Source organism: Amphritea sp. HPY (assembly GCF_050870985.1).
Lineage (GTDB): Bacteria > Pseudomonadota > Gammaproteobacteria > Pseudomonadales > Balneatricaceae > Amphritea.
Genome location: NZ_CP194015.1, coordinates 2,832,078 through 2,856,797 on the forward strand (window position 1 = coordinate 2,832,078; position 24,720 = coordinate 2,856,797).

The 24,720-nt window shown below is 53.5% G+C and carries 21 protein-coding genes; 11 read left to right on the top strand and 10 right to left on the bottom strand.

Annotation, left to right across the window (positions count from 1 at the left end):
- Positions 1 to 87 precede the first annotated feature (87 nt).
- The 4 genes from ACQUQM_RS12540 (at position 88) to ACQUQM_RS12555 (ending at position 5,259) form a co-directional block, all read left to right on the top strand.
- On the top strand, positions 88 to 2,469 hold the full coding sequence (locus tag ACQUQM_RS12540; RefSeq protein ID WP_432470212.1) for a multiheme c-type cytochrome: 2,382 nt from the start codon (positions 88 to 90) through the stop codon (positions 2,467 to 2,469).
- Between the two features lie 797 nt (positions 2,470 to 3,266).
- Positions 3,267 to 4,343: an alpha/beta hydrolase family protein gene (locus ACQUQM_RS12545; protein ID WP_432470214.1), complete on the top strand. Its 1,077-nt coding sequence runs from the start codon at positions 3,267 to 3,269 to the stop codon at positions 4,341 to 4,343.
- Between the two features lie 139 nt (positions 4,344 to 4,482).
- Positions 4,483 to 4,797, top strand: coding sequence for a hypothetical protein (locus tag ACQUQM_RS12550; RefSeq protein ID WP_432470215.1), 315 nt, complete (start codon positions 4,483 to 4,485; stop codon positions 4,795 to 4,797).
- Positions 4,798 to 4,911: 114 nt separating this feature from the next.
- Positions 4,912 to 5,259, top strand: coding sequence for a DUF3024 domain-containing protein (locus ACQUQM_RS12555; protein WP_432470216.1), 348 nt, complete (start codon positions 4,912 to 4,914; stop codon positions 5,257 to 5,259).
- 82 nt (positions 5,260 to 5,341) lie between these two features.
- On the opposite strand, the gene ACQUQM_RS12560 is transcribed toward ACQUQM_RS12555, so the two are convergent.
- The 8 genes from ACQUQM_RS12560 to ACQUQM_RS12595 all read right to left on the bottom strand — a co-directional run bounded on the left by ACQUQM_RS12560 (position 5,342) and on the right by ACQUQM_RS12595 (position 13,498).
- Positions 5,342 to 5,629, bottom strand: a complete 288-nt coding sequence (locus ACQUQM_RS12560; protein ID WP_432470217.1) for a type II toxin-antitoxin system RelE/ParE family toxin — start codon at positions 5,627 to 5,629, stop codon at positions 5,342 to 5,344.
- Positions 5,622 to 5,843 carry a TA system antitoxin ParD family protein gene (locus ACQUQM_RS12565; RefSeq protein WP_432470218.1) on the bottom strand — a complete coding sequence of 74 codons (222 nt, stop codon included), beginning with the start codon at positions 5,841 to 5,843 and terminating at the stop codon, positions 5,622 to 5,624. The genes ACQUQM_RS12560 and ACQUQM_RS12565 overlap by 8 nt, the downstream gene beginning before the upstream one ends.
- A gap of 389 nt (positions 5,844 to 6,232) precedes the next feature.
- The gene (locus ACQUQM_RS12570; protein ID WP_432470219.1) at positions 6,233 to 7,432 is read right to left on the bottom strand and encodes an acyl-CoA dehydrogenase family protein; all 1,200 of its coding nucleotides are present in this window, start codon (positions 7,430 to 7,432) and stop codon (positions 6,233 to 6,235) included.
- Positions 7,433 to 7,447: 15 nt separating this feature from the next.
- On the bottom strand, positions 7,448 to 8,635 hold the full coding sequence (locus ACQUQM_RS12575) for an acyl-CoA dehydrogenase family protein (RefSeq protein WP_432470220.1): 1,188 nt from the start codon (positions 8,633 to 8,635) through the stop codon (positions 7,448 to 7,450).
- Between the two features lie 131 nt (positions 8,636 to 8,766).
- Positions 8,767 to 10,236 carry an arylsulfatase gene (locus ACQUQM_RS12580; protein ID WP_432470221.1) on the bottom strand — a complete coding sequence of 490 codons (1,470 nt, stop codon included), beginning with the start codon at positions 10,234 to 10,236 and terminating at the stop codon, positions 8,767 to 8,769.
- A 37-nt stretch (positions 10,237 to 10,273) separates the two neighbouring features.
- Complete coding sequence (locus ACQUQM_RS12585; RefSeq protein ID WP_432470222.1) at positions 10,274 to 11,071, bottom strand: enoyl-CoA hydratase-related protein; 798 nt, start codon at positions 11,069 to 11,071, stop codon at positions 10,274 to 10,276.
- 223 nt (positions 11,072 to 11,294) lie between these two features.
- Positions 11,295 to 12,950 carry a GMC family oxidoreductase gene (locus ACQUQM_RS12590; protein ID WP_432470223.1) on the bottom strand — a complete coding sequence of 552 codons (1,656 nt, stop codon included), beginning with the start codon at positions 12,948 to 12,950 and terminating at the stop codon, positions 11,295 to 11,297.
- 2 nt (positions 12,951 to 12,952) lie between these two features.
- Positions 12,953 to 13,498 carry a hypothetical protein gene (locus ACQUQM_RS12595; RefSeq protein ID WP_432470224.1) on the bottom strand — a complete coding sequence of 182 codons (546 nt, stop codon included), beginning with the start codon at positions 13,496 to 13,498 and terminating at the stop codon, positions 12,953 to 12,955.
- A 292-nt stretch (positions 13,499 to 13,790) separates the two neighbouring features.
- Here ACQUQM_RS12595 and ACQUQM_RS12600 point away from each other — a divergent pair, with 292 nt between their 5' ends.
- From ACQUQM_RS12600 to ACQUQM_RS12625, 6 genes are all read left to right on the top strand, one after another.
- Complete coding sequence (locus ACQUQM_RS12600; RefSeq protein WP_432470225.1) at positions 13,791 to 14,999, top strand: acetyl-CoA C-acetyltransferase; 1,209 nt, start codon at positions 13,791 to 13,793, stop codon at positions 14,997 to 14,999.
- Between the two features lie 13 nt (positions 15,000 to 15,012).
- Entirely contained in the window at positions 15,013 to 17,190 is a 2,178-nt protein-coding gene (locus ACQUQM_RS12605; protein ID WP_432470226.1) for a 3-hydroxyacyl-CoA dehydrogenase NAD-binding domain-containing protein, read from the top strand.
- 74 nt (positions 17,191 to 17,264) lie between these two features.
- Positions 17,265 to 18,290, top strand: a complete 1,026-nt coding sequence (locus tag ACQUQM_RS12610) for an NAD(P)H-dependent flavin oxidoreductase (RefSeq protein WP_432470227.1) — start codon at positions 17,265 to 17,267, stop codon at positions 18,288 to 18,290.
- Between the two features lie 35 nt (positions 18,291 to 18,325).
- Entirely contained in the window at positions 18,326 to 19,465 is a 1,140-nt protein-coding gene (locus ACQUQM_RS12615; RefSeq protein WP_432470228.1) for a CaiB/BaiF CoA transferase family protein, read from the top strand.
- A 181-nt stretch (positions 19,466 to 19,646) separates the two neighbouring features.
- Entirely contained in the window at positions 19,647 to 20,768 is a 1,122-nt protein-coding gene (locus tag ACQUQM_RS12620; protein WP_432470230.1) for an acyl-CoA dehydrogenase family protein, read from the top strand.
- Positions 20,769 to 20,804: 36 nt separating this feature from the next.
- Positions 20,805 to 22,067: an acyl-CoA dehydrogenase family protein gene (locus ACQUQM_RS12625; RefSeq protein WP_432470231.1), complete on the top strand. Its 1,263-nt coding sequence runs from the start codon at positions 20,805 to 20,807 to the stop codon at positions 22,065 to 22,067.
- Positions 22,068 to 22,181: 114 nt separating this feature from the next.
- Here ACQUQM_RS12625 and ACQUQM_RS12630 read toward each other — a convergent pair whose 3' ends face one another.
- Positions 22,182 to 22,841: a glutathione S-transferase family protein gene (locus ACQUQM_RS12630; protein WP_432470232.1), complete on the bottom strand. Its 660-nt coding sequence runs from the start codon at positions 22,839 to 22,841 to the stop codon at positions 22,182 to 22,184.
- A gap of 119 nt (positions 22,842 to 22,960) precedes the next feature.
- Between ACQUQM_RS12630 and ACQUQM_RS12635 the strand changes: the two genes are divergently transcribed.
- The gene (locus ACQUQM_RS12635; protein ID WP_432470233.1) at positions 22,961 to 23,539 is read left to right on the top strand and encodes a TetR/AcrR family transcriptional regulator; all 579 of its coding nucleotides are present in this window, start codon (positions 22,961 to 22,963) and stop codon (positions 23,537 to 23,539) included.
- A 64-nt stretch (positions 23,540 to 23,603) separates the two neighbouring features.
- Here the strand turns inward: ACQUQM_RS12635 and ACQUQM_RS12640 are convergent, their stop codons facing one another.
- Positions 23,604 to 24,272: a glutathione binding-like protein gene (locus tag ACQUQM_RS12640; protein ID WP_432470235.1), complete on the bottom strand. Its 669-nt coding sequence runs from the start codon at positions 24,270 to 24,272 to the stop codon at positions 23,604 to 23,606.
- Positions 24,273 to 24,720 lie beyond the last annotated feature (448 nt).

Genomic DNA, 24,720 nt, shown 5'->3' on the forward strand with positions numbered 1-24,720 from the left:
TGCCGCTTAAGTTATCATCGGCATCTGGCACCAAGGTTAATTTCATTCTACAACGGGTCCTGAGCAAGAGAGCGCTGCGCTATGTATATGCCACTGAGACTATCTGCGCCGCAGCACTGCCTGGTAACCCTGACATGCTTGTTAGTACTTTTATTCAGCCTGCCTGCATTCGCGGGGAAGCAATCATCTGACTCAGCGCTGCAAGATGGCTACGTAGGCAGCGAACAATGTCGCACCTGTCATACTGATCAGTTTCAGAGCTGGCAGGGATCAGACCATAAATTAGCGATGCAACACGCCACCCGGGATACAGTTCTCGGACAGTTCGATGGCTCTGAACTGCAATATTCCGACACCACCTATCAGTTCTTCCAGCGTGACGACCAGTTCTATATCAAAGCCGACGGCCCCGATGGCACCCCTACAGAATACCTGGTGCTGTACACATTCGGTGTCGATCCTCTGCAACAGTATCTGGTAGAACTTGATGGCGGCCGACTCCAGGCACTGCCGGTAGCCTGGGATAGCCGCATAGAAAACGCTGGCGGTCAGAGTTGGTTTCATCTCTATCCGGAGCAGGCGATCGACTACAAAGACCCACTACACTGGACCGGACTGAATCAGAACTGGAACTTTATGTGCGCCGACTGCCACTCCACCAATCTTAAGAAAAACTACGATCCGCAAACCGAAAGTTTTGATACAACCTGGTCGGAGATCAGCGTTGGCTGCGAGGCCTGCCACGGTCCGGCACAAAAACACCTGAAATGGGCAGAACAAGCCGACGCTGACAATACGTCAGATAAAGGCCTGCAGATTCAGCTTAATTCAGCCACCAGCGCCAAATGGACCCTGCAACCGGGCAGCAACACTGCCACCCGCAGCCAGACTCCAGATGAAGAAAATCAGCTGGCACACAAGCAGGATACTGAAGCCTGCGCCCGTTGCCACAGTCGCCGACTGACCCTGGCCGAAGACCAACCCGGCGCGCCGTTAGAAGATAGCCGCGCAGTACAACTGCTGGGGCAAAGCCTCTACCACAGTGATGGCCAGATCAAAGATGAGGTATTCGAGTATGGCTCTTTTATACAGAGCCGGATGTACCATGAAGGTGTCACTTGCAGCAGTTGTCACGACCCCCATTCCGCCAAACTGCGGGCGCCGAAACAGCAGGTCTGCGCGCTCTGTCATAACCCCGAAGGCTATGACAGCCCGCAACATAGTTTCCACCCTGGCAGCAGTTCATCAACTAATACAGGGCAAAGTAAAGCCTCCACCGTAAGCAAAAATCCAGACTGTCTCGACTGCCACATGCCCAACAAAAATTACATGGTGGTTGATCCGCGCCGCGACCACAGTCTACGGGTGCCGCGCCCCGACCTGTCCGTGGCGCTGGGCACCCCCAACGCCTGTCGTAACTGCCACCAAAAACAGACCGACCAATGGGCCGCCACGGCGATCCAAAGCTGGCTTGGGCGCGACGCCCGGGGCCTGCAAACCTATGCCGAAATACTCCATGCCGGACGCAGTGGTGAGTTGGATGCCGAACAAGGCCTTATCAGCCTGATCGAAAACCAGCAACAGCCGGCCATCGCCAGGGCAAGCGCACTGCAACTGCTGCCGCCCTACCTCAGCCAGACCTCTTTTCCGGTGCTGGTCAGCGCGCTGAAAGACGACAATGCCATGATTCGCAAGGCAGCCCTGTCTGCCACTGAGTCACTGTCCGGCGGTGACCGGCTGGCCCTGCTACCGCCCCTGCTAAGCGATCCGTTAAAAAGAGTCCGCATCGAAGCCGCCCGCTTACTGGCCGCTATTCCTGTAGAGCAACTACCAGCAGCAGACCGCCAACGACACACAAAAGCGCTGGAAGAGTTCCGACAAGCCCAGCTGTTCAATGCCGAAAGACCGGAATCCCACCTCAACCTGGGCAACCTGCTGCGCCAGCAGAACCGACTTAAAGAGGCCGAACAGGCTTACCGTAAGGCGATCCGGCTGGATAATAGATTCAGCCCGGCCTGGGCAAACCTGGCTGATCTCTACCGCCAATCAGGTCATGAAAAGAGATCCATGGCGACATTGCAGGAAGGACTTGTCACGCTACCGAATGATGCCGGACTACTGATGGCACAAGGTTTTGCCAGGATACGCCAGCAACAGGCAACACAGGCTCAAAAAAGCTTCGCCGCCGCCGTGGCCGCCGCGCCGGAGAACCCGCGCTACCGGTATATTTACGGCGTAGCCCTGCGCAGTAACGGGCAAAAACAGGCAGGACTCAAACAACTGGAAAAGGCCCGCGAACTGTTTCCGGCCAACGCCGAGGTGCTACGCGCCCTGCTCGATGCCACCCTGCGCGATCAACAGCTGCAGAAAGCCCTGCTATACGCCAATGACCTGCGCCATATTTCACCGCCTGATCCGCAGCTGGAACAGATGATTCAGCGGCTACAACAGGACCTGAAATTGCACTAGTTTGGACCAGTAGGCTGGTCAGAAAATGTTGGGCTTCGCGTTGCTCAGACCAACCTACTCATCGGGCTGAATGCCAGTAAATTGATCCTGTAGGTTGGTCTGAGTGTAGCGAAGCCCAACCTACTCATCGGGCTGAACGCCAGTAGATTGATCCTGTAGGTTGGTCTGAGCGTAGCGAAGCCCAACCTACTCATCGGGCTGAATGCCAGTAGATTGATCCTGTAGGTTGGTCTGAGCGTAGCGAAGCCCAACCTACTCATCGGGCTGACTGCAAGTAGTTTGATCCTGTAGGTTGGTCTGAGCGTAGCGAAGCCCAACCTACTCATCGGGCTGAACGCCAGTAGATTGATCCTGTAGGTTGGTCTGAGCGTAGCGAAGCCCAACACAGAGTTCTGAATGCCTGTAGATTGATCCGTAGGTTGGTTTGAGCATAGCGAAGCCCAACACAGAGTTCTGAATGCCTGTAGATTGATCCGTAGGTTGGTTTGAGCATAGCGAAGCCCAACACAGAGTTCTGAATGCCTGTAGATTGATCCGTAGGTTGGTCTGAGCGTAGCGAAGCCCAACACAGGGTGCTGCCCGAAACTAATCCAACAAACATGCATATGCTTTCAAGCTACGGCTGGATAACTGGATATATAGTAAGCACCTTCAAAAGATAGATGTTGGGCTTCGCGTTGCTCAGACCAACCTACTTCTCGCGGTAAAATCCTGTAGGTTGGTCTGAGCGTAGCGAAGCCCAACACTGCCCAGCTCAGCACAACAAAGGCATCTGCTTAAAAAACATGGAGAACGGCATGCTGCACCTTCGCTATATAACGATAATTCTGGCTCTGTTGTTTATGACCGGGTGTAATGAGTCGACGATTACCCATGCTGAACAACGGCTGACACATCAGACCGGCATCCTGCTCAAAGATGAAAGCCGGCAGCGGATTATCGATGTTCAGTTGTGGCACCCTTCACAACTGTCACAAACAAGCAGCATGCCGTTTCTCATCTTTGCCCATGGCCTTGGTGGTTTACCAAAGGAAGGCACCTGGCTGGCAAATTATATGGCTGAGCGAGGCTATGTAGTTGCTGCCCTGAAGTTCCCATTTACCAACCGTGATGACTTAGACGCCATTGACCGTAATGACCTGCCCAATCAGCCTGGCGATGTTAGTCTGGTGATCGATGCGGCACTGGGGCAGGTTGCAGGCATTGATAAGGCGGTGGTTGATGCCATAAATCCTGAACGCATTGCCCTTGCCGGGCACTCTTTTGGTGGTTTAACCACATACCTTACCGTCTATGATCGTCATCTATCTGATTCAAGGGTTAAAGCGGCGGTGCTGATGGCGGCAGCAGGCGGTGACTTTCTGACACCTGACTTTTACGCAAATAGCCCGGTTCCTATGCTGCTGTTACACGGCACCCATGACCTGCTTGTGGATTACCGATCAACCAGTGTTAATGCCTTTGCTCAATCTACGGCGCCGAAGATTCTGGTTGAGTACTCGGGCGGCACACACCTGGGATACAGCGGCCGCTCCAGTTATTTTTTTAACCCTGACAATCTACCTTGCTGGCTGGCGGGTGCACTGTTTGAGAAAGATGAGGGGGAAAGCTTTTACGATATTCTGAAACAAAGTGATCCGGATCGGGGGATCGGCCCCTACTCCGCGCCCATGCCCTGCACCTTTGCGGTGCCCGACAGCGATTTCATGGCCATTGAACGGCAACGATTTTTGAGTGAGCAGATCATTGCAATGTTTTTGGATAGCCTGCTCACAGCCCCTGAAGCCATAACCCAAAACAAAACCAGGCTTAAAGACTTGTTAGCTCAGTTTGATGCAGAGCAGCAAGATATTGAGATTCTTAACGACCTATAAAGAGCGACTAAAAAGCCCCCATTATCAGCGACACATAGAATCAGAGTTTCCAACAAACACGTCGTCATATACTCTGATGGGTACAGGTCATTCAATGGCCCCTATTGCCAGATGCGGGATTAGCTCCGGGTATAGAAAAATGAAAGAATCTGATTGGAAAAAATTCAAGAAAATTAAAGAAGCAGCATTAGACAAATGCTGCCAGGAAGCGCTTATAGAATATCAAAAATCGATTTCAGATGACTCAGCCAGTCATCACCAGCGTTTTCTAAATGTATACGAACTTGTGCATGATACGAATAAAGAGCTAGCTCAAATTTTTGACGACCAAAGCCGGTCAAAAGCAGTTATACAAATGCTGCTAATGCGCAGACGTGGATTGGTACCTGATGAATCAATAGCAATATTCTCTGAAGAGTTTCAACAAAGCTCTGATCCCGATTTTTTTCTATAGAGCGCCTGAAGTAGTAACAGCTAAGTTAGTAGCAAACGTTACTATCCTGACCCGTATAACCTGACGACATTACGATTGTGCGGTGTTTTACTTAACCTGATCTATGGAATGTTAATGACAATCAGCGAATTTGAAATAAAGCGATGTGAAAAAGAGCTGGATAAATTTTTGGCTGAAACAAGGCCTCCAGCTCATATGCGTGATCAACTCGATCTCGGCTACCGTATCGATAACCAGAGTGTAGAGATTTTCGAAATAAGACCACAATGGGATGACCCGGCCAACAAAATGGAATCCGCGGTGGCTAAAGCAACTTATTCAAAAAAAGAAAAAATCTGGAAGGTTTACTGGCAGCGTCAGGATATGAAATGGCATAGCTATAAACCTGAGCCAAAGGTTAAACATATCGAGGATTTTATTAGCCTTATTACTGAAGATGCCCATGCCTGCTTCTTTGGCTAGGAACGTTACTTACCAGACGTTGCCTACTATATTGGATATGACAGCACTACATTGCATTGCTGATGAGCCGCCCTGACACATTTCAATCCCGTTTAATATCGCGATAAAAGTTTTCATGGGAGCCCAGCGCTATGAGCTCCAGGACAATAGTTCCATCTTCGTAGCTATAGCCAAGCAAAGTCAGTTGCTTCACCATTTTGAACTTGTATACGCGAAGAAAGGATAGATCGCCTTTTTTCTGCTCCCCGAGCTGCGGATCTGTCATCAATGCTCTGACAGCATCATCCAGATCCTTTTTCTGATTGGCATGCAGATTTTTGACTGCCTTTCTGAACGTAGGGGTCTGAACCACCTGACCAATTTTAGCCAAACTCGTAACTCTCTAATTTACCAGCCTCTTTCTCAGCTTTAGCGATGATAGCCTGCTTAACAAACTGGTAGGGCAGATCAGGATTGTCTTCCATCATTTCACCTATCTTAGCCCAGTGTTCAATCTGCTTAGGCGTTGTTCGGTTTAATGCTTTCGCCATGATGGCGGCTTTCTCGACCAGTTCCTGATCTAAACGAATACTCGAAGTGCTCATAGATATCTCCTTAATGCTGACAAAAGTGTAGCAATTCGCCACAGATGAGGCAAATTGCATCAAGCTATGACCGAGAGGCCAGTCCAGAATATGTATAGAGCTGTGAAGAAGGACCCTGAAAACGCGTCCAACTATGAACCAGTAACAATGAATCTATAAAGATGAAGCAACAGCAACAAAGCAATTTTAAGCAGGCATTAAAAAGGCCCAGACACACTATCTAATCTAACCAATGTGCTTTCTGAGCCTTCCGAGACTAATCTTACGCCTCTGTATTCAGTATAGATGACAACGCTATATCTGCCGGTAAATCCGGTCATTTTGAACAGTTTTTTTTAACCGAATCACTGTACCTGAAAATACCCCTGCAAGATCATCTGCTTACAGGGTTACTTAAGCCTGATCTTCGGTTCTTTCGGCATATCCAGCCCGCGTTCGGCTATGATATTTCGCTGAATCTGGTTGGTACCGCCATAGATCGTATCGGAGCGCACGAACAGATACATCGACTGTAATCGATTCAGCTCATAAGGTTCGCCATCAAGGATCTGGCTTTCCGGCCCCAGCACATCCATTGCCAGCTCACCTAGACTGCGATGCCAGGTTGCCCAGAACAATTTGTAGATCAACCCCTCTCTGCCCAGATCACCATTGCGCTTCTGACCTGAAAGCATCCGCATTGCGTTATAGCGCATGATCTTCAGTTCAGCATGTGCCTTGGCCAGACGCTGACGCAGAACAGGATCTTTCGCCGCACCATTGCGCTTGGCGATATCGATGATCTGATCCAGTTCATTCTGAAATGACATCTGCTGACCCAGCGTCGAAACACCACGTTCGAAGCCGAGCAGGCCCATGGCGACCTGCCAGCCTTCGCCGGGCTTTCCGACAATATCACCGGCATCACACTCGGCGTCATCAAAGAATACCTCGTTAAATTCAGAGGTACCGGTAACCTGCTCGATCGGGCGCACCTCTATCCCGGGCTGAGCCATCTTCAGCAGAAAGAAACCCAGACCTTTATGAGCAGTGGAATCAGGATCGGTACGTGCCACCACAAAGCAGTAATCGGACTCATGGGCCAGTGACGTCCAGACCTTCTGACCGTTAATAATCCACTTGCCCCGGGCCTCGTCAAACCGCGCTTTGGTTTTTACGTTGGCCAGATCGGAACCTGCCCCGGGTTCGGAGTAACCCTGGCACCAGTATTCGGTGCCGTTAAGGATACCCGGCAGGTATTTCTGCTTCTGTTGTTCGCTGCCGAAGGCGATAATAGTCGGCCCCGCCAGACCTTCGCCGATATGGCCGACACGGCCCGGCGCCCGCGCCCTGGCGTACTCTTCAAAGAAGATTACCTGTTGTTCAATGGACAAGTTACGTCCGCCCTGTTCAGCAGGCCAGCCGACACAGGTCCAACCACCTTCTGCCAGTTTTTGTTCCCAGGCTACCCGCTCCCGGTGAAACATATGTTCATCACCGGGCCCGCCACGACCTTTCAGTTGGGCAAACTCGCCTGTCAGATTGTCCTGCAACCAGCCGGCGATCTCAGCCCGAAACGTTTCATCTGCAGCACTAAAGCTTAATTTCATGGTTATACCCTCGCCTTAATCCAGTAACAGCTGCGCCAGACGCTCACGGTGGAACGCACCATTTCCCAGAAACAGATCCGACGCTTTGGCCCGTTTGAAATAGAGATGCACGTCGTATTCCCAGGTAAAACCGATACCGCCGTGCATCTGCATCGACTCTCCGGCGTTCTTACAATAGGCATCGCTACAGTAAGATTTAGCGATGGACGCGGCTTCCGCCAGCTCGCCCGCCAGCGCACCACCGGTCATCGCCTCTTCAGCCACACAGGCGGCGTAATAGACCGCAGAGCGGGCTACTTCTGCCCGTTGCATCATGTCTGCCGCTTTATGCTTGATCGCCTGGAAACTGGCTATGGAGCGATTAAACTGGACCCGCTCTTTAGTATATTTAACGGTCATATCCAGTAACTGCTGGCTGCCACCCATCTGCTCGGCGGCAACCGCCACCGTTGCCAGATCGATAATCTGGGCCAACTTTGTCCAGGCCTGCCCCGCTTCACAGGCCTGTTCTCCCATCAGCGCAGCTGCGGGCAGCGATACATTGTTCAGAACCACTTCACCCTGTTTGCGGGTCTGGTCCATAGTCGGTAATCCGTTGCGCTCAACACCCGCAGTATCCGCAGGAACGATAAACAGGCTGATCCCTTCCTCTCCGATGGAACCGGGACTGCGCGCCGCAATAATCAACAGCCCGGCGGTTTGGCCATCGGGTACAAAACGCAGTGTACCGTTAAGCAGGTAGTTATCTCCCTCTTTTACCCAAGTCGCTGTTACGCCCCCTGCCCCCCAAATATTCCTGTCACACTGGCCGCCAACGCGACCAGTATAAGCAAGAGTACCGGTCAGGCTGCCGTCACAGATCTGTGGCAGGTAACGGCTCTTTTGCGCTTCACTGCCTGCCACCAGCAGAGCGTTGCCCGCCAGGCAAACGGTGGAGAAGAACGGTGAACACAACAGGTAGCGGCCCATCTGCTCCAGCATCGCCACCAGTTCAACCTGGCCCAGACCCATGCCACCATATTCCTCGGGGATATGGATCGCCTGCCAGTACATCTCGTCGCAGATCCGTTGCCACAGCTGTAGCTCATAACCCAGCTCGGTAGCCATCGCCTGGCGTATCGCTGCACTATCCGACACTTCGGCTAAAAAAGCTGCAGCAGTATCGCGGATCATCAGCTGTTCTTCAGTAAAGGTGAACTGCATCGCATCTTCTCCATCATAAAACGAGAAAGGACGCGGGGCTTACGCCCAGCGTCCTTTCACTTTACCTGTCAGGCTATCAGTGACATCACCTGTTTGCAGTACGAGGCTTCTGCAAAAGCCTGATCTCTATTTTATTCAACCAGCTCCATGCCGCCGCGCAGTGAGCCACCTTTCTGACGTGGCGGGAACTGATGCAGTGAAGTGACATGCTCAGTCATAATGTCGCGCAGAATACCGCCGATCCAGGCTTTCTTCTGGGCCAGCATATTGGCATAAAGGCCGTCATGCTGCTCGAACGGGTCCATCCGCAGGTTGAACAGCAGCGCGCTCTGGCGGAAGTAATCAAAGAAGCCACTACGTTCCTGGGCGTGGACTTTCCACTGCTTCCAGCGTACCGCTGCCAGGGTGCCTTCGTTGTAGTAGATAAAGCTTTCGCGGGATGAGTCCGCCTTGCCCTGCCAGTGCGCCAGGTTATCGACACCGTCGATATGCACCTTATCTTTCTCCTTCAGCTCAGCAGCAACATCCTTCACACCTGCCGCAGCGGCCAGTGTAGTGAACAGGTCCATATGGCTCTGGATACCATTTGATACTGAGCCGGCTTCAATTTTATCCGGCCAGCGCAGCAGCATCGGCACCCGGACACCGCCTTCCCAGGTGGTTGCTTTCTCACCACGGTAAGGTGTGATACCGGCATCAGGGAAGTGATAGGCCATCGGGCCGTTATCGGAGGTAAAGATCACAATAGTATTATCTGCGATACCCAGCTTATCCAGCTTGTCCAGCAGTATGCCGACGTGGTCATCCAGCTCCAGCACACCGGCACCGGCGATATCTTCCTCGGATGAGAACTCTGCTATACGCTTAATATACTTCGGCAGGGAGTGGGTATAGATGTGGATACGGGACGGGTTATGCCACAGGAAGAACGGTTTATCCTCTTCTACAGACTGCTCCATAAACTTCACACTGCGGGCGGTAAACTCTTCATCGATAGTCTCCATCCGCTTACGGGTCAGTGGCCCGGTATCTTTGATAAAACCATCCGGCCCCGCCTTGGAATCAATTACACCACGCGGTTTGTACTTAGTCAGCAGCTCAGTAGGATAATCCAGCTGCTCCGGCTCTTCTTCAGCATTCAGGTGATACAGGTTGCCGAAAAACTCATCGAAACCATGGTTGGTCGGCAGGTGGTGATCCTGGTCGCCGAGATGGTTCTTACCGATCTGGGCGGTTTTATAACCCAGCGGTTTCAACACTTCAGCCAGGGTCGGGTCACGCTCGTCGATCCCCAGAAGAGAGCCGGGCAGGCCTACCGTAGTAAGGCCGGTGCGAATCGGTTTCTGGCCGGTAATGAAAGAGGCCCGGCCCGCAGTACAGGTCGGCTCTGCATAGTGATCAGTAAACAGCATGCCCTCTTTAGCGATACGGTTCAGGTTCGGCGTTGGCGCCATAATTCCATGACTGTATGCACCAACGTTGGTTGGGCCTACATCGTCGGCCATGATCACCAGAATATTGGGGCGCTCAGCTGCGACAGCATTGCTCGCCAGGCCAGCCACCATCAGGCTGGTCATGAGCAAGCGATTAAATCTGTTCATCAGTCTATCTCCAGATAAATATTTTTTATTATGACTTTTACTGTCCACACCATTCAGGCGCGCGCTTACCAGCAAAGGCGGTTATCCCTTCCAGAATGTCTTTACTGTTACGCATCTGTTCCAGGGCCGGATAACTGCCGTCTTCCTGGCCAGCGATGGCGCTTTCGATATCCTGCGACATGCCGCGCTGTACGCACTGCTTAGTCGCCTGGACAGCCAGTGGTGCTGCTTTAAGAAGACGCTTCACCCAACGCTCGACTGCAACATCCAGCTCAGCCGTGCTAACTACCTCATTCACCAACCCCCAGTCGAGAGCCTTTGCCGCGTCGATCGTTTCGCAAGCCAGCAGCATCTGGTTTGCCCGTTTCATGCCGATCTCCCGTGGCAGACGGTGCATACCACCGGCATAGGCTACCACGCCGATCAGCGGCTCCGGCAGACCAAATGTCGCATGATCGGCGGCGATTACCAGATCGGCTGCCAGCGCAATTTCAAAACCACCGCCCATAGCCAGACCATTGACCGCCGCGATCACCGGCTTATCCAGATTGAAACGGCTGGTCAGGCCCCCGTAACCGGTTTCCGGTACGCGATATTCTTCGCCGCCGTTAGCCGCTTCATTCATCGCCTTGATGTCGCCGCCAGCGGAAAATGCCTTATCACCCGCACCACGGATCACCGCAACCCACAATGAATCGTCAGCGGCGTAGTGGTTCAATGCCTCTTCGAGCTGATGATTAGTCGAAGTGTCGATCGCATTCATCCGATCAGGACGGTTGATGGTGATGTAAAGCACGCGTCCTTCGGTGCGGCACAGTACGTTGTTATTGTTCATTGTTACTCCGCTTCTTTCTGTGTAGTCCGTGTTAATAAATCGTTTCGGGCAGTTGAATGACCGAAAAAATCACTGTTTCAACAAGGCTAACCTGTCGGGTACTATATTCGAACTTTATTTACTGAATGAATATCTATTCACAAGCCTTATAATGGAATCACTAGTCAATTAAGCGGTTAGCAGATTCCGCAACGCATTAAGCACTACGCTGCGTAATGTTTTTCTAACCTGCAGCCTTACTTATTTCCGGCGCGGCTGATCGCTTAGCATCGAGTATCATATCGGCGGCACGTTCAGCGATCATGATTACCGGCGCGTTGGTATTGCCTGAGACAAGGCTCGGCATCACGGAAGCATCAACCACCCGCAGTCCTGTAACGCCGCGCACCCGCAGTTCCGGATCAACAACAGAGTCATCGTCGCTGCCCATGCGGCAGGTACCTACCGGATGATGCACCGTCGAGCCCACCCTGGCGGCGAAATCCAGCATCTGGGTTTCGCTGGCATGATCACTGCCTGGTAACCGTTCCTTTGCGATCAGGCCCGCAAGCGCTGGTTGAGAGGCTACGTTACGGGCGATCTTCATCCCGGCTAGTGTCAGACTGACATCCTTATCAGTAGACAGATAATTGAGTTCAAAGCGCGGGGCCGAGGCGGGATCAGCATCACGCAGATGCACCCGACCACGGGCCTGCGGACGCAACACGCAAGGTGCCAGCGTCAGACCCGGCTCAGCGTGTGGCTTCTTGACCCCAGGTTCGCCGGTAACCGGCAGGCAGTGGAACTGGATCTCCGGCCTTGTCGCGTCGGCCGAACCTTTAACAAAGGCCCCGACTTCAGCGCCCGGCAATGTCATAGCACCACGGCGTGAAACGAAGTAACGCAGCACTTCCCGTAACACACCAAAGCCCTGCAAACGATTGTTCAGACTTGGCACGCCGTCTTTAAGCTGCCACATCATAGGTACAATAAAATGGTCTTGCAGATTGGCACCAACTTCCGGTTTGTCCACCAACACCGGGATGCCAAGATCTGACAGCGCTTTACCCGGACCAATTCCGGATCGCATCAGTACTCCGGGCGAATCGATCGCACCGGCACAGAGCACCACCTCATGACAGGCAACAGCTTCATATTTTTTTCCTTTAAGCTGATAAGTCACACCGCTGGCACGGCCATTCTGAATACTTACGCGGTCCACTTCAGCACCCACCACCACATCCAGATTTATACGCTCGAGTACTGGTTGAAGAAAGGCGTGATAGGTTGAGCAGCGCTGACCATCACGCATAGTGACCTGAAAATAGCCGCTGCCCTCCTGAGTCTCTCCATTGAAGTCATCATTAGCCGGATACCCCGCCTCGACAAAGCCACGGATAATCGACTCACTCACCGGATGCTTATCCGCCAGATCAGACACCACCAGCGGACCGCCAGTGCCGTGCAGCGGGGACTTTGTATGAAAACGCTGGTCCTCAGAACGTTTAAAATAGGGCAGCACCTGATCCCAGCCCCAGCCAGTCGCACCGGCGCGCTCCCAGTCATCGTAATCCTCATGCTGGCCACGGACATAGAGCATGCCATTGACCGTCGAACAGCCCCCCAACATACGGCCCCGCGGCAACACATGTTCACGACCGGCGGTATTCGTTTCAGGTTCAGAGCTGTACAGCGCACTGTATTTCGGGCTCTGAGTGATCAGCCCCCAGCCGGCAGGCATACGGGTCATCATATCTTCGCCCTTGCTACCCGCCTCAAGCAGTAAAACCCGATTTTCCGGGTCGGCACTCAGTCGGTTCGCCATCACGCAACCGGCAGAGCCGCCGCCGATGACAATATAATCATACGATTGACCGTTCACGGGGGTTTTCTGACGCATAATCAATCCTCTCTCTGTGCCAATTCGGCAACATTGTCATAGTCGTTGCCGACAGCTTGCCGCCGGGACGCATCCAGCAAAGCCCACCAGGCAATCAGTGCTGTAATACCCGCTCCCAGGATGGCAGCAAAACTCGCCTTAAACCAAAGGAAGTCATAAAGCTCCAGAGTCCGGGGGCCGTATAAACTCCACCACACCAGTACCGGCAAGGCCACTCCCAGCATCCCAATAATGCCGGCAATAAGACCACGTTTCAGACTTGAATCCGATGGTAAACAAGCCCTTTCCTGCATAGCAACAGGCAGCGGCGCAAGCTTACCGCGACGCATCTGAGACGCGATAATCGGTGTCACAATCAGGCAGGTCAGTAATGGCAGCAACAGCGCCGTCGCCAGTGTATCGACGATGATACTGGTGCCGCCCCATAGTGGCATGAACTCCAGTTCACGGTTCAGCCACCAGGCGATACCGCCATTAATAAAGAAATTAAAAAGACCGGGAACAACGCCTTGCTCTATTGCCAGAAAGCGGCCTAGCGAAGGACTCATACTGTGTTACCTCGCGCATCTGTTATTGGATCAGAGGGCCGTTAATTCAGCCCTTAAAGGGGGTCGATTCACTCGAGTATGTAGCGGTAGCCGAAATACCCACATCGTCCGCCCGGACTAGGCATTGCTTTATAAGTTTTATGAATAGATACGCATTCAGAAAATAAAGTTCGCATATAGTACTCGGCAGGTTAGCCTTACTGCAATGCCTGCTTTTATCGGCCGTCCAAACTGGCCGCTTGTTACAAGGCATAACTGTTATTAGCAAACATTAACTTTAGGGTATATGGCCATGACTGAAGCCTATATTTACGACCACGTGAGAACTCCCCGTGGTAAAGGCAAGCCGGATGGCGCACTGCACGAGATAACACCAGTGCAGCTTGCGACTCAGATGTTACAGGCATTGCGTGAGCGCAATCAGCTCGACACCGATTTAGTGGAGGATGTGATCCTTGGTTGCGTCGTCCCTGTCGGCGAGCAAGGTGGTAATATTGCCCGTATCGCCGCCCTCAATGCAGATTACGCACAGACAGTACCCGGCGTACAGATCAATCGTTATTGCGGCTCGGGCCTGGAAGCGGTCAACTTTGCTGCGGCAAAAGTAATGTCAGGTATGGCCGATCTTGCTGTCGGCGGCGGCGTTGAAAGTATGTCGCGGGTGCCGATGGGTGCCGATGGCGGTGCCTGGGCTACCGATCCACAGGTCGCCTTTAAAACCCACTTTGTAATGCAGGGTATCAGCGCCGACCTGCTGGCGACCAAATATGGTTTCAGCCAGGAGCAGTGCAATCAGTATGCGGTGGAGAGTCAGCGCAGAGCGGCTGTCGCCTGGAACGAGGGTCGTTTTGATCGCTCCGTCGTGCCGGTAAAAGACATGCTTGGCCTGCCGGTATTAGACCGCGACGAGATCCTGCGCGGCGATACCACACTGGAAAACCTTGCTGCACTGTCACCGGCCTTTGCCAAAATGGGCAGCCAGGCCGGTTTCGATTCCATCGGGCTGCAGCGCTACCCTCAGTTTGAAGCGATTAACCACGTCCATCACGCGGGCAACAGCTCGGGAATTGTCGACGGTGCATCAGCAGTACTGATCGGTAACAAAGCGATCGGCGAGCAGCTGGGTCTCAAGCCCCGGGCACGCATTGTCAGTGCCGTCACTATCGGCTCTGAGCCAACCATTATGCTGGACGGACCTGCCGCTTCGGCTACCAAAGCCCTTGCAAAGGCTGGTATGACCAGCGCCGACATCGACCTGTGGGAACTGAACGAAGCGTTCTCTTCAGTGGTGCTGGCATTCATGGAGGAGTTATCAATTCCCCACGATCGCATCAACGTCAATGGCGGCGCAATAGCCCTTGGGCACCCTCTGGGCGCAACCGGCGGCATGATCCTCGGTACCCTGCTGGATGAGATGGAACGCCAGGACCTGAGCACCGGTATGGTTAGCCTCTGTGAAGCGGCCGGCATGGCCTCCTCCACTATCATCGAACGCCTTTAAGGGAGCAACGGATATGATCGATTATTTTAAATACGCCGTTGATGGCGACGGTATCTGCACACTGACCATTGACCAGCCCGACTCCGCGGCCAATGTCATGGACCAGAATTTCATCGACAGCCTGCGCAGTAATCTGGACCGCGCCTTCAACGAGGCTGCAGTCAAAGGCATTATTCTGACATCGGCAAAGAGCTCCTTTGTTGCCGGAGCGGACCTGAAGTCGCTGGAAACCTCTCTGACCGAACCCCAGGACGCCAAAGAACTGTTTGATAAATGCTGGGCATTTTCCAGCCTGCTGCGCCGTATGGAAACTTCCGGCAAGCCGGTTGTTGCAGCACTCAACGGTGCGGCGCTGGGTGGCGGTTTTGAGATCGCCCTGGCCTGCCACCACCGCGTCGCGGTAGACAGCCGTAAGATGATGGTTGGCCTGCCGGAGATCGGTGTCGGCCTGTTACCAGGTGCAGGCGGCACACAGCGTTACCTGCGCAAGCTGGGCGTTGCCAAAGCGCTGCCACTGCTGTTACAGGGCCGTCAGTTGAAAGCGGCTAAAGCCCTTGAACTGGGCCTGCTTGATCAACTGGCCAGCGCCGAAGAGTTGCTCAGTGTAGCGAAGACATGGTTATTAGAATCCGCTACTGCGGAACAACCATGGGATTGCAAAGGTTACCGTATCCCAGGTGGTAACAGCCCGATGCAGCCAGAATTAGCCCAGCTGTTCATGGGTACCGCCGCCAGCCTGCAAGCAACCACGTACCAGAATATGCCGGCACCGCTGGCGATCACTTCATGCCTGTATGAAGGTATGCAGCTGCCGATGGATAAAGCACTACAGGTTGAGTGCAAATACTTTGTTCAGCTCAACCTTGATCCGGTTGCCGGCAACATGGTGCGTACCGCCTTTATTAATAAAACAAAGGCTGACAATCTGATTCGCCGGCCACAGGGCATCGAAAAGTGCAGCCATAGCAAGATCGGCGTACTGGGCGCAGGTTTGATGGGCGCGGGCATTGCCTACAGCGCTGCCAAAGCAGGTATGGAAGTGGTACTGATCGACCGTGATCAGGCCGCTGCCGATAAGGGCAAGGACTATTCAACGACTCGCCTGCAAAAGGATCTGGGCCGTGGTCGTACCACCCAGGAAAAAATGGACACTGTTCTGGCACGCATTAACGCGACGACTGATTACAATCAGTTAAGTGATGTGACGCTGATCGTTGAAGCGGTATTTGAGGATCGTGGTGTGAAAGCCGAAGTATTCGCTAAAGCCGAAGCTGCAATGCCAGAGAACGCCGTACTGGCGACTAATACTTCAGCCCTGCCGGTTACCGGCCTGGCCGAGACCACCAATCGACCACAGAACATGGTCGGCCTGCACTTCTTCTCGCCGGTAGAGCATATGCCGCTGGTCGAGGTGATCCGTGGTGAGCAGACCTCCGATCAGACCCTGGCGTATGCCCTCGATTTTGTGGCCCAGCTGTTCAAAACGCCGATTCTGGTTAACGACAGCCGTGGATTCTTCACCAGTCGCTTCTTTGGCGCATTCCTCAACGAAGGCGTAACAATGGTTGCCGAGGGGATCAATCCGGCCCTGATCGAGAACGCAGCCCGTCACCTTGGCTATCCGGTCGGACCGCTGTCGATCTCCGATGAAGTGGGCCTTGATCTGGCTTATAAAGGTGCCGAACAGGCGCGCGCGGATCTTGGTGATGAGTTTGAAGCAGGCTCTTCAGTACCGATCATCACCCGTCTGGTTACCGAGCATGAACGCCACGGCCGCAAAAACGGTAAAGGTTTCTACGACTATGCTGAAGATGGTTCGAAGCGTCTCTGGCCGCAGCTGGCTGATCTCTGGCCACGCCTGCCGGACGAGCAGCAGCCGTCAGAGGAAGAGCTGCAGGCACGAATGGTTCATTCCCAGTTTGCCGATGCGGCCAACTGCCTGGCGGATAATGTACTGACTGATCCCGCTGATGGCGATGTCGGAGCCTGTTTCGGTGTCGGTTTCCCACTCTATATGGGCGGGCCTTTTGCGGCGATGGATACCCGTGGCATTGCGCAGGTGGTCAGCGAATGTGATCGTCTGGCGGCAGCTTACGACACTAAGCGCTTCGCAATCCCGCAGATGCTGCGCGATATGGTCGCCGATAACAAGACTTTCTACGGCAAAAACCCGGTTATTCCATCTACTTAACAGAAAACAACGGTTAACCGGAATCAGACACTGACCTGCCCGCGGGTCTGTGTCTGTATCCGAGGAGTACTCAGATGGCTATACCTGAACTTTTTAAGGGACGACTGCAACTACCGATCATTGGCGCGCCGATGTTTCTGGCCAGTGGCCCGGAACTGGTCATCGCGCAGTGCAAAAATGGCATCGCCGGTTGTTTTCCGGCGCTTAACGCCCGGCCTGCAGCCGAGCTGGCAGACTGGATCGTCAACATCAAGTCCGCTCTCGCCGACTATGATGAAGCGAAGCCAGAACTCCCTTCAGCTCCTTTTGGGGTCAACCTGATTCTGCACCGATCTAACGATCGCCAACAGGCTGATCTGGATACGGTGGTAGCGCATCGGGTGCCTTTAGTCGTCACCTCTGTGGGTAAACCCGACGAAGTTGCACGGCGGGTACAGGCTTACGGTGGTCTGGTATTTCACGACGTCATCAGCATCGAGCATGCCCGTAAGGCGATTGCCTGCGGCGTCGACGGCCTGATCCTGGTCTGTGCAGGCGCCGGTGGCCACGGCGGTATGCTTTCGCCTTTTGCCTTCCTGCGTGAGGTACGGAAATTCTGGCAGGGCCCCATTGCTCTGGCCGGTGCAATATCAGACGGCAGCAGTATCCGCGCAGCCGAGCTGATGGGAGCCGATTTTGCCTATATGGGAACCCGTTTTATCGCCACCAGGGAAGCTGCAGCGCAGCCAGAACACAAGGCGATGCTGGTTGCCGATGGCAGCAGCGATATCGTCTACACCCCGGCTTTCAGTGGTATTGCGGCCAACTATCTGCGTAACAGCATCGTTGCCAGCGGTATAGACCCTGATCTATTGGAAACAGGTCAGATCGACAAGGGATCAGCTGCCGACAAGCAAGGCGGAAAAAAAGATCTGTTTACCGATCTCGATGCCCCACCGCCGCCAAAACAGGCCAAAGCCTGGAAAGAGATCTGGGCTGCCGGACAAGGGATCGGCGCCATCGACGATATTCCCAGCATAAGCGAACTGGTTCAGCGTATGGGCCAGGAATACCAACAGGCCGTAAACAGCCCTTCGGACTTTATTCAGAACAATAAGTAAGAGCTTGTATTAAAGGCTTAGTTAAGGATTTGAACATGACACAAAATAAACCTCTTTCTGGCGTACGGGTTCTGGACCTGACCCAACTGCTGCCGGGCCCTATGTGCACCTTGCACCTCGCTGATATGGGCGCCGATGTGATCAAAGTCGAGCCTCCGGGTCTGGGTGATCCGGTTCGTGGCGGCAAAGGTAAATTCTCCACCATGTTCCTGATGCTCAACCGTAACAAACGCTCGCTGGAAGTGGACCTGCGTTCGGATGAGGGACTGGACCTGCTTAAGAAACTGGTCGCCACCGCCGACGTGCTGGTTGAAGGCTTCCGTCCCGGCGTCACCGAGCGTCTCGGCATCGGCTATGCGGCGATGAACGATATAAATCCTAAGCTGGTTTACTGCTCTATTACCGGCTACGGCCAGGAAGGCCCGCTTTCTCAGGCCGCGGGCCACGACATTAATTATCAGTCATTAGCCGGCGTGCTGGAGCAAAGTGGTATGGCCGATGCGTCACCGGCACAGGGCAACTTCCCGATCGCCGATCTGGCTGGCGGCTCCATGTCTGCAGCAACCGGTATTCTGGCCGCCCTGTTTGATGCCCAGCGCAACGGTAAAGGTCGCCATGTCGATATCGCTATGGCCGACTGCCTGATGTCACTCAACATCATCGCCACCACCGCCTGGCAACAGAGCGGGCACCAGTCGATCCACCGCGGCGAAGATTTTCTCTCCGGCGGGCTGGCCTGCTACAGCATCTATGAAACCGCCGACGGCCGCCATCTGGCAGTTGGCGCGGTTGAAATGAAATTCTGGCGCAACGTCTGCGACGCTATCGAGCGGCCGGATCTGTACGACAAGGGTCACCTGCCAGGCAAAGCCGGCAAGGCAGCTAAAGCTGAAGTTGCAGCCATCATCGCACAACATGATCTGACGCACTGGACCGAAGTCTTTGCCAAAACCGATGCCTGCACTACTCCGGTACTACGCATCGACGAAGCACTTAAAGAGCCTCACGTAGCAGCCCGCGGCATGGTTGTGGAATCCAGCCACCCTGAAGCCGGTGACTATATGCAATACGCCTGCCCGCTGAAGATGAGCGACTGTGACTGGGAAGATCCTCGTCCTGCGCCGGCACTGGGAGCGGATAACGCCGCGATACGTTCAGAACTGGGCCTGGACTGAGTAGGGATTGCAGAGAGCAAAACTGAATAAGCGATTCAGCAATGTCTACGCAGTCAATATGAAAATCCGAGCTTGGCTTGACCTGAGACGCCTCGACTGAACAAGTCTGGACTCAACAGGCTACGCTGAGAATATGAACACTGGCCCTGCGCCGACTAACTGAATACCAAAGGAAGCAAAGATGAACTTTGACTTTACCGATGATCAGAAGATGTTACGGGATACGGTCCGTAAATTTCTGCAGAACGAGTCGCCTCTGACCGTTGCCCGAGAGGTGCTGGAACAGAAGCAGACCCATAGTGAAAAGGTCTGGAACGGCCTGCAGGAGATGGGTGTAACCAGCCTGATGCTGCCTGAATCCTGCGGTGGTTTTGGTCTGGGCGCGCTGGATCTGTGCGTGGTCGCCGAAGAACTTGGCCGCCAGCTCACACCTACCCCCCTGTCATCTACCCTTTATCTGGCTGCGCAGGCACTGCTGCTGGGTGCAGATGAAACACAACAGCAGCAATGGCTGACCCGCATCGCCGAAGGCAGCATCGCCACGATGGCCGCACCGCTGGATGGCAAAAACACGCCACTGCCAAGCTTCGAGTCCGGCGAACTTAATGGCAAGGCAGCTCTGGTACCCGATGCCCTGAGTGCCGAGTTTGCGGTGATTCTCGCGGCAAACAGTGACAACCAGCCAGTCTGGGTAGTCGCAGACCTGAGTGAGAAAACCGAGCGCACAGCGCTGACCACCATCGATGAGGCACGCCCTTTTGGCGCGCTGAGTTTCAACGGTACCCCGGCACAGCCTTTGAATCAGGTAAGCGATGCCCGCGAACTGTTGCAACAGGTGCGTAACCGCGCGGCGGTATTGTTTGCCTTCGAACAGATCGGCGGTGCCGATGCGATCACCGAGATCTCAGTGGAATACGCCCGTGAACGTAAGACCTTCGGTCGCGCGATCGGCTCTTATCAGGGTATCAAGCATAAGCTTGCCGACATCTACACCGGTAATCAGATGGCCCGTGCCCACTGCTACTACGGCGCCTGGGCGCTGGACAGTGACAGTCCGGAACTGGCTATTGCCGCAGCTGGCGCCAGAGTCTCCGCCAGCCGCGCCTTTAACTACGCTGCCCAGGAAAGTATTCAGGTGCATGGTGGCATGGGCTACACCTGGGAACTGGATTGCCACCTGTTCTACCGTCGCACCCGTCAGCTGGCGCTGATTTTGGGGCCGGAACAGCAGTGGAGCGAACGCATCGCCAGCGAACTTGAGCAAAAGTTTCTGAGCGAAGAAGAGACAACCCATACGGCCTGAAGCCGGAAATAAGAATTCAGTCTGGAGATCAGAGCTATGGATTTTAACGATTCAATTGAAGAAGCCGCTTTTCGTGAGGAATGCCGAGAGTGGTTAACGGAAAATGCGCCGCGTAAAGAGCGGCCCGACGAAGTATTCGGTCGCGGCATGTCCGCCGCAGAACTGATGCAGGCAGCCCGTGAATGGCAGGGCCGTAAAGCGGAAGCCGGTTTTGGTGCCATCACCTGGCCGGAACAGTTTGGCGGCCGTGGCGGCTCTCCGATTCAGGAGGTCATCTACCGCCAGGAAGAGGGCAACTTTAAAGTACCGGTCGGCGCGTTTAACGTTAGCCTCGGCATGGTTATCCCTTCCCTGTTCGTGCATGCAGATCCTGAAGTATCCAAACAACATGTCAGCGACGCCCTGCATGGTAAAGAACTCTGGTGTCAGCTGCTTTCCGAACCCGGTGCCGGATCCGATCTCGGTATGATTCGTACCCGCGCCGAACGCTGCTCCGACGGTCGCGACGGCTGGATCATCAATGGCCAGAAAGTCTGGACCACGCTGGCACAGTTTGCCGACTGCGGTATGGTGCTGACCCGCACCGATCCCGATGTACCTAAGTTCGCCGGCATGACCACGTTCTTTATCGATATGGATGCGCCGGGCGTAGAGATTCGTCCGATTCGTCAGGCCAATGGCGACGCCGAATTTAACGAAGTGTTCTTCAACGATGTCTTTATCCCCGATAACCAGCGTGTCGGCGAAGTGGGCGGCGGCTGGAAAGTCACCCTCACAGGCCTGATGAATGAGCGCCTGTCTATCGGTGGCGTGATGCCGCCTGAGCTGTGGCGCACCGCCATCAAGCAGATGCAGGACTGTGACTTAGGTTACGGTCAGAGTTACGGTCAGGGCGACAACCGGACAGCCCTGCAAGATAGTGCTATGCGCCAGCAATTGAGCGATCTCTATCTCAATGCTCAGGGCCTGTGGCTGCTTCAGTGTCGCGGTCTGACAGCTCTGGGCCAGGGTCGTGAACCCGGTGCTGAACTCTCGGTGGCGAAGATCGTTGCGGCCCGCACCCTTCAGGATTTCTCCTACTTTGCGATGGATATGAAAGGTACCCAGGGCATACTGACAGCAGAAGATCTCGGTGACAGCTGGCAGTTAGTCGAACAACTGTGGATGGGCGCTGCCGGTATGCGCATCGCAGGTGGTACCGATGAGATCGTCAAGAACAACGTTGGCGAGCGTGTACTGGGACTGCCGCCGGAGCCAAGAGCCGATAAGGGTATGACCTTTAAACAGTTGCTGGGCTGATTCGATCCGGGATCGATAGTTAAAACCAGCGGTTCAGCCGACAAGAGGCCGATAAAGTAATTTATCGGCCTCTTTTTGTTTACTGGGTACTATTTACTGGCCAGGGTTTACTGACTACTTTTTACCCGCCAGAGGCCGTAATACCTTCAAGCCGGACTCGCGCTTGCGCATTCGCTCAACATAGTCCGCAATTAGTGGATTCGGTTCCAACAGCTCATCACCCTGTGGCAGGTTCGCCAGATAATCCAGCATCGGAGTAACCAGCGCATCTGCGATACTGTATTGCTCGCCACAGATAAAAGGGGCACCACCAATTTTCACTTCCAACATTTGCAGCAGCTCTTTTACATACGGCTGAGCGGCACTGACCTTGTCCATCCGTACGCTGCCGTTCTCCCCTTTTGGAAAAGCAAACTCCAGCAGGTACTCACGCACAATTGCCTGATCGATGTAGAGAGAGATTGCTGCGCACCATTGATCGACCAGGGCGCGGTCATAGCTGTCTTCAGGCTGCAGCACCGGCCCATCAAACTCTGCGTCCAGGTAGCGGCAGATAGTCGCAGTTTCATACAGTTTACGCTCACCATGCAGCAGCACCGGTATCTTACCAAAGGGGTGTAATGCAAGATGCTCTTTGCTCTTCATCTCGATAGTGCTGCCCTCGAGGCTGAAACCATAGCTATAGGTGATCCCTTTCTCTTCACAGCACAGCATGACGGATCGAACAAAAGTGCTGAACTGTGGCCCCAGAATATGTACTTGTGCGTTCATCATTAATCTTCCTGAATTGGGTTAGCTATATTGTTATGCTAGCCTGCATAACAATATGTTCAAGAACATATTGTTATTTACTATACCCTGCGGTCATTCAACAACTGCAAAGGAGATTCGCAATGCCCTGGCACCCGGAACACAAGCAGCAAACCCGTGAGCGAATTTTGCTCAGTGCAGCAAAGCTGTTCACCCGTGACGGCTACGAGAATGTCAGTATCAACAACGTAATGACTGATGCCGGCCTGACACGAGGGGCTTTTTATAGCCACTTTGCTACCAAGTCTGAGCTTTACGCTGAAGCCATAGAAACCTCAGCTCGCCAGGGCCGGGCCAGGATAGAGGAGAGTAGCCTGCAGCCACTGGAACTGAACGCGTTGATTAAAGGCTACCTGAGTCAGGAACACCGTCGTGGGGAACTGCTATCCTGTCCGCTGGCTTTTCTTATCACCGATATATCGCAACGGGATGATCAGGTGCGCGACACTTATACCCGGGTTTTCAAGGGCTTTGTAAATAACCTTTGTCAGCATCAGGAAGGTGAAGCTGCAGAAGTGAAAACCCAGGCGTTGCAGACAGCGGTGATGATGATCGGTGGCGTAGCGATTGCGCGGGCAATTAATGATGATCAGCTGGCAGAGGTGTTATTAGAAGCATGCCAGCAAACTGTACTGCAGGAACCAGTCCCTGAACCGGTTTAGCTATTTCAGCTGAAATGCTACTGCCGGCAAACTAACCCCGGCTCTGTTAAGGATTAAAGATCAGTCACGATTTACCAATCTCGGTAAAACCATACACATCAAAGCCTCTGACCGTCGCCGGCCTGGCACTGCACCGACTAACCCACGCCGTCACGTTGGCAAATGATTCAAGCTCCAGCTGCTCGCTGGCCTTGTAAAACATATCCAGCCACATCACCCAGGGGAAAATCGCAATATCGGCAATGCTGTATTCATCACCGATAATATAGGTCCCGTCCTGCAGCCTTTCATCAAGAATTGTTAACAACCGCTGAGTTTCAGTGGCAAACCGCGCTTCCGGATACGGATGATCGCAGTTCTCTTTGCCGTAGGTATGAAAATGACCAAAAGCGCCGAACATCGGCCCGATATTCGCAGCCTGGAAAAACAACCACTGCAGCGCTTCGCATCTTTCAGTGGCATTGTGAGGCAGGAGCTTACCGGACTTTTCTGCCAGATATAACAGAATGGCCCCCGACTCCATAATCGAAACCGGCACTCCATCTGGCCCATCCGGGTCGACAATAGCCGGGATTTTTGCATTTGGATTTATCTTTTTAAAACTCTCGTCGAACTGCTCACCCTTCAGAATATCAATCACATGGGTGTCGTAGGCTAACCCCATCTCTTCTAAAGCGATTGAGACTTTAATTCCGTTGGGGGAGCCCAAAGAGTACATCTGAATATTCGACATGGCTGGCAATATTCTCATAGTAATAATTGAAAATTATACGCCTCTTTCTCTGGCGAATTAATACTCTGAATTATACAACTTGTTTGGTATTTCGTAGGTTGGTCTGAGCGGAGCGAAGCCCAACTTATACATTAAACAGGGTTCAGCGTTGGGCTTCGCGTTGCTCAAACCAACCTACCCATAAAACAGGGTCGGGGTTATGCGTTTACTGGTACAGCTTATCCTTCGGGAAATGAGCCTGTTCGAAGCGGTTAAAACTGGAAATTACATACTTCTGTTACAGGCTGTTTAACACTCTGAATGACGCTATTAATTCTACATTTCGTAGGTTGGTCTGAGCGGAGCGAAGCCCAACTTAAACATTAAACATTAAACAGGATTCAGCGTTGGGCTTCGCGTTGCTCAAACCAACCTACCAATAAAATAGGGTCGGGGTTATGCGTTTACT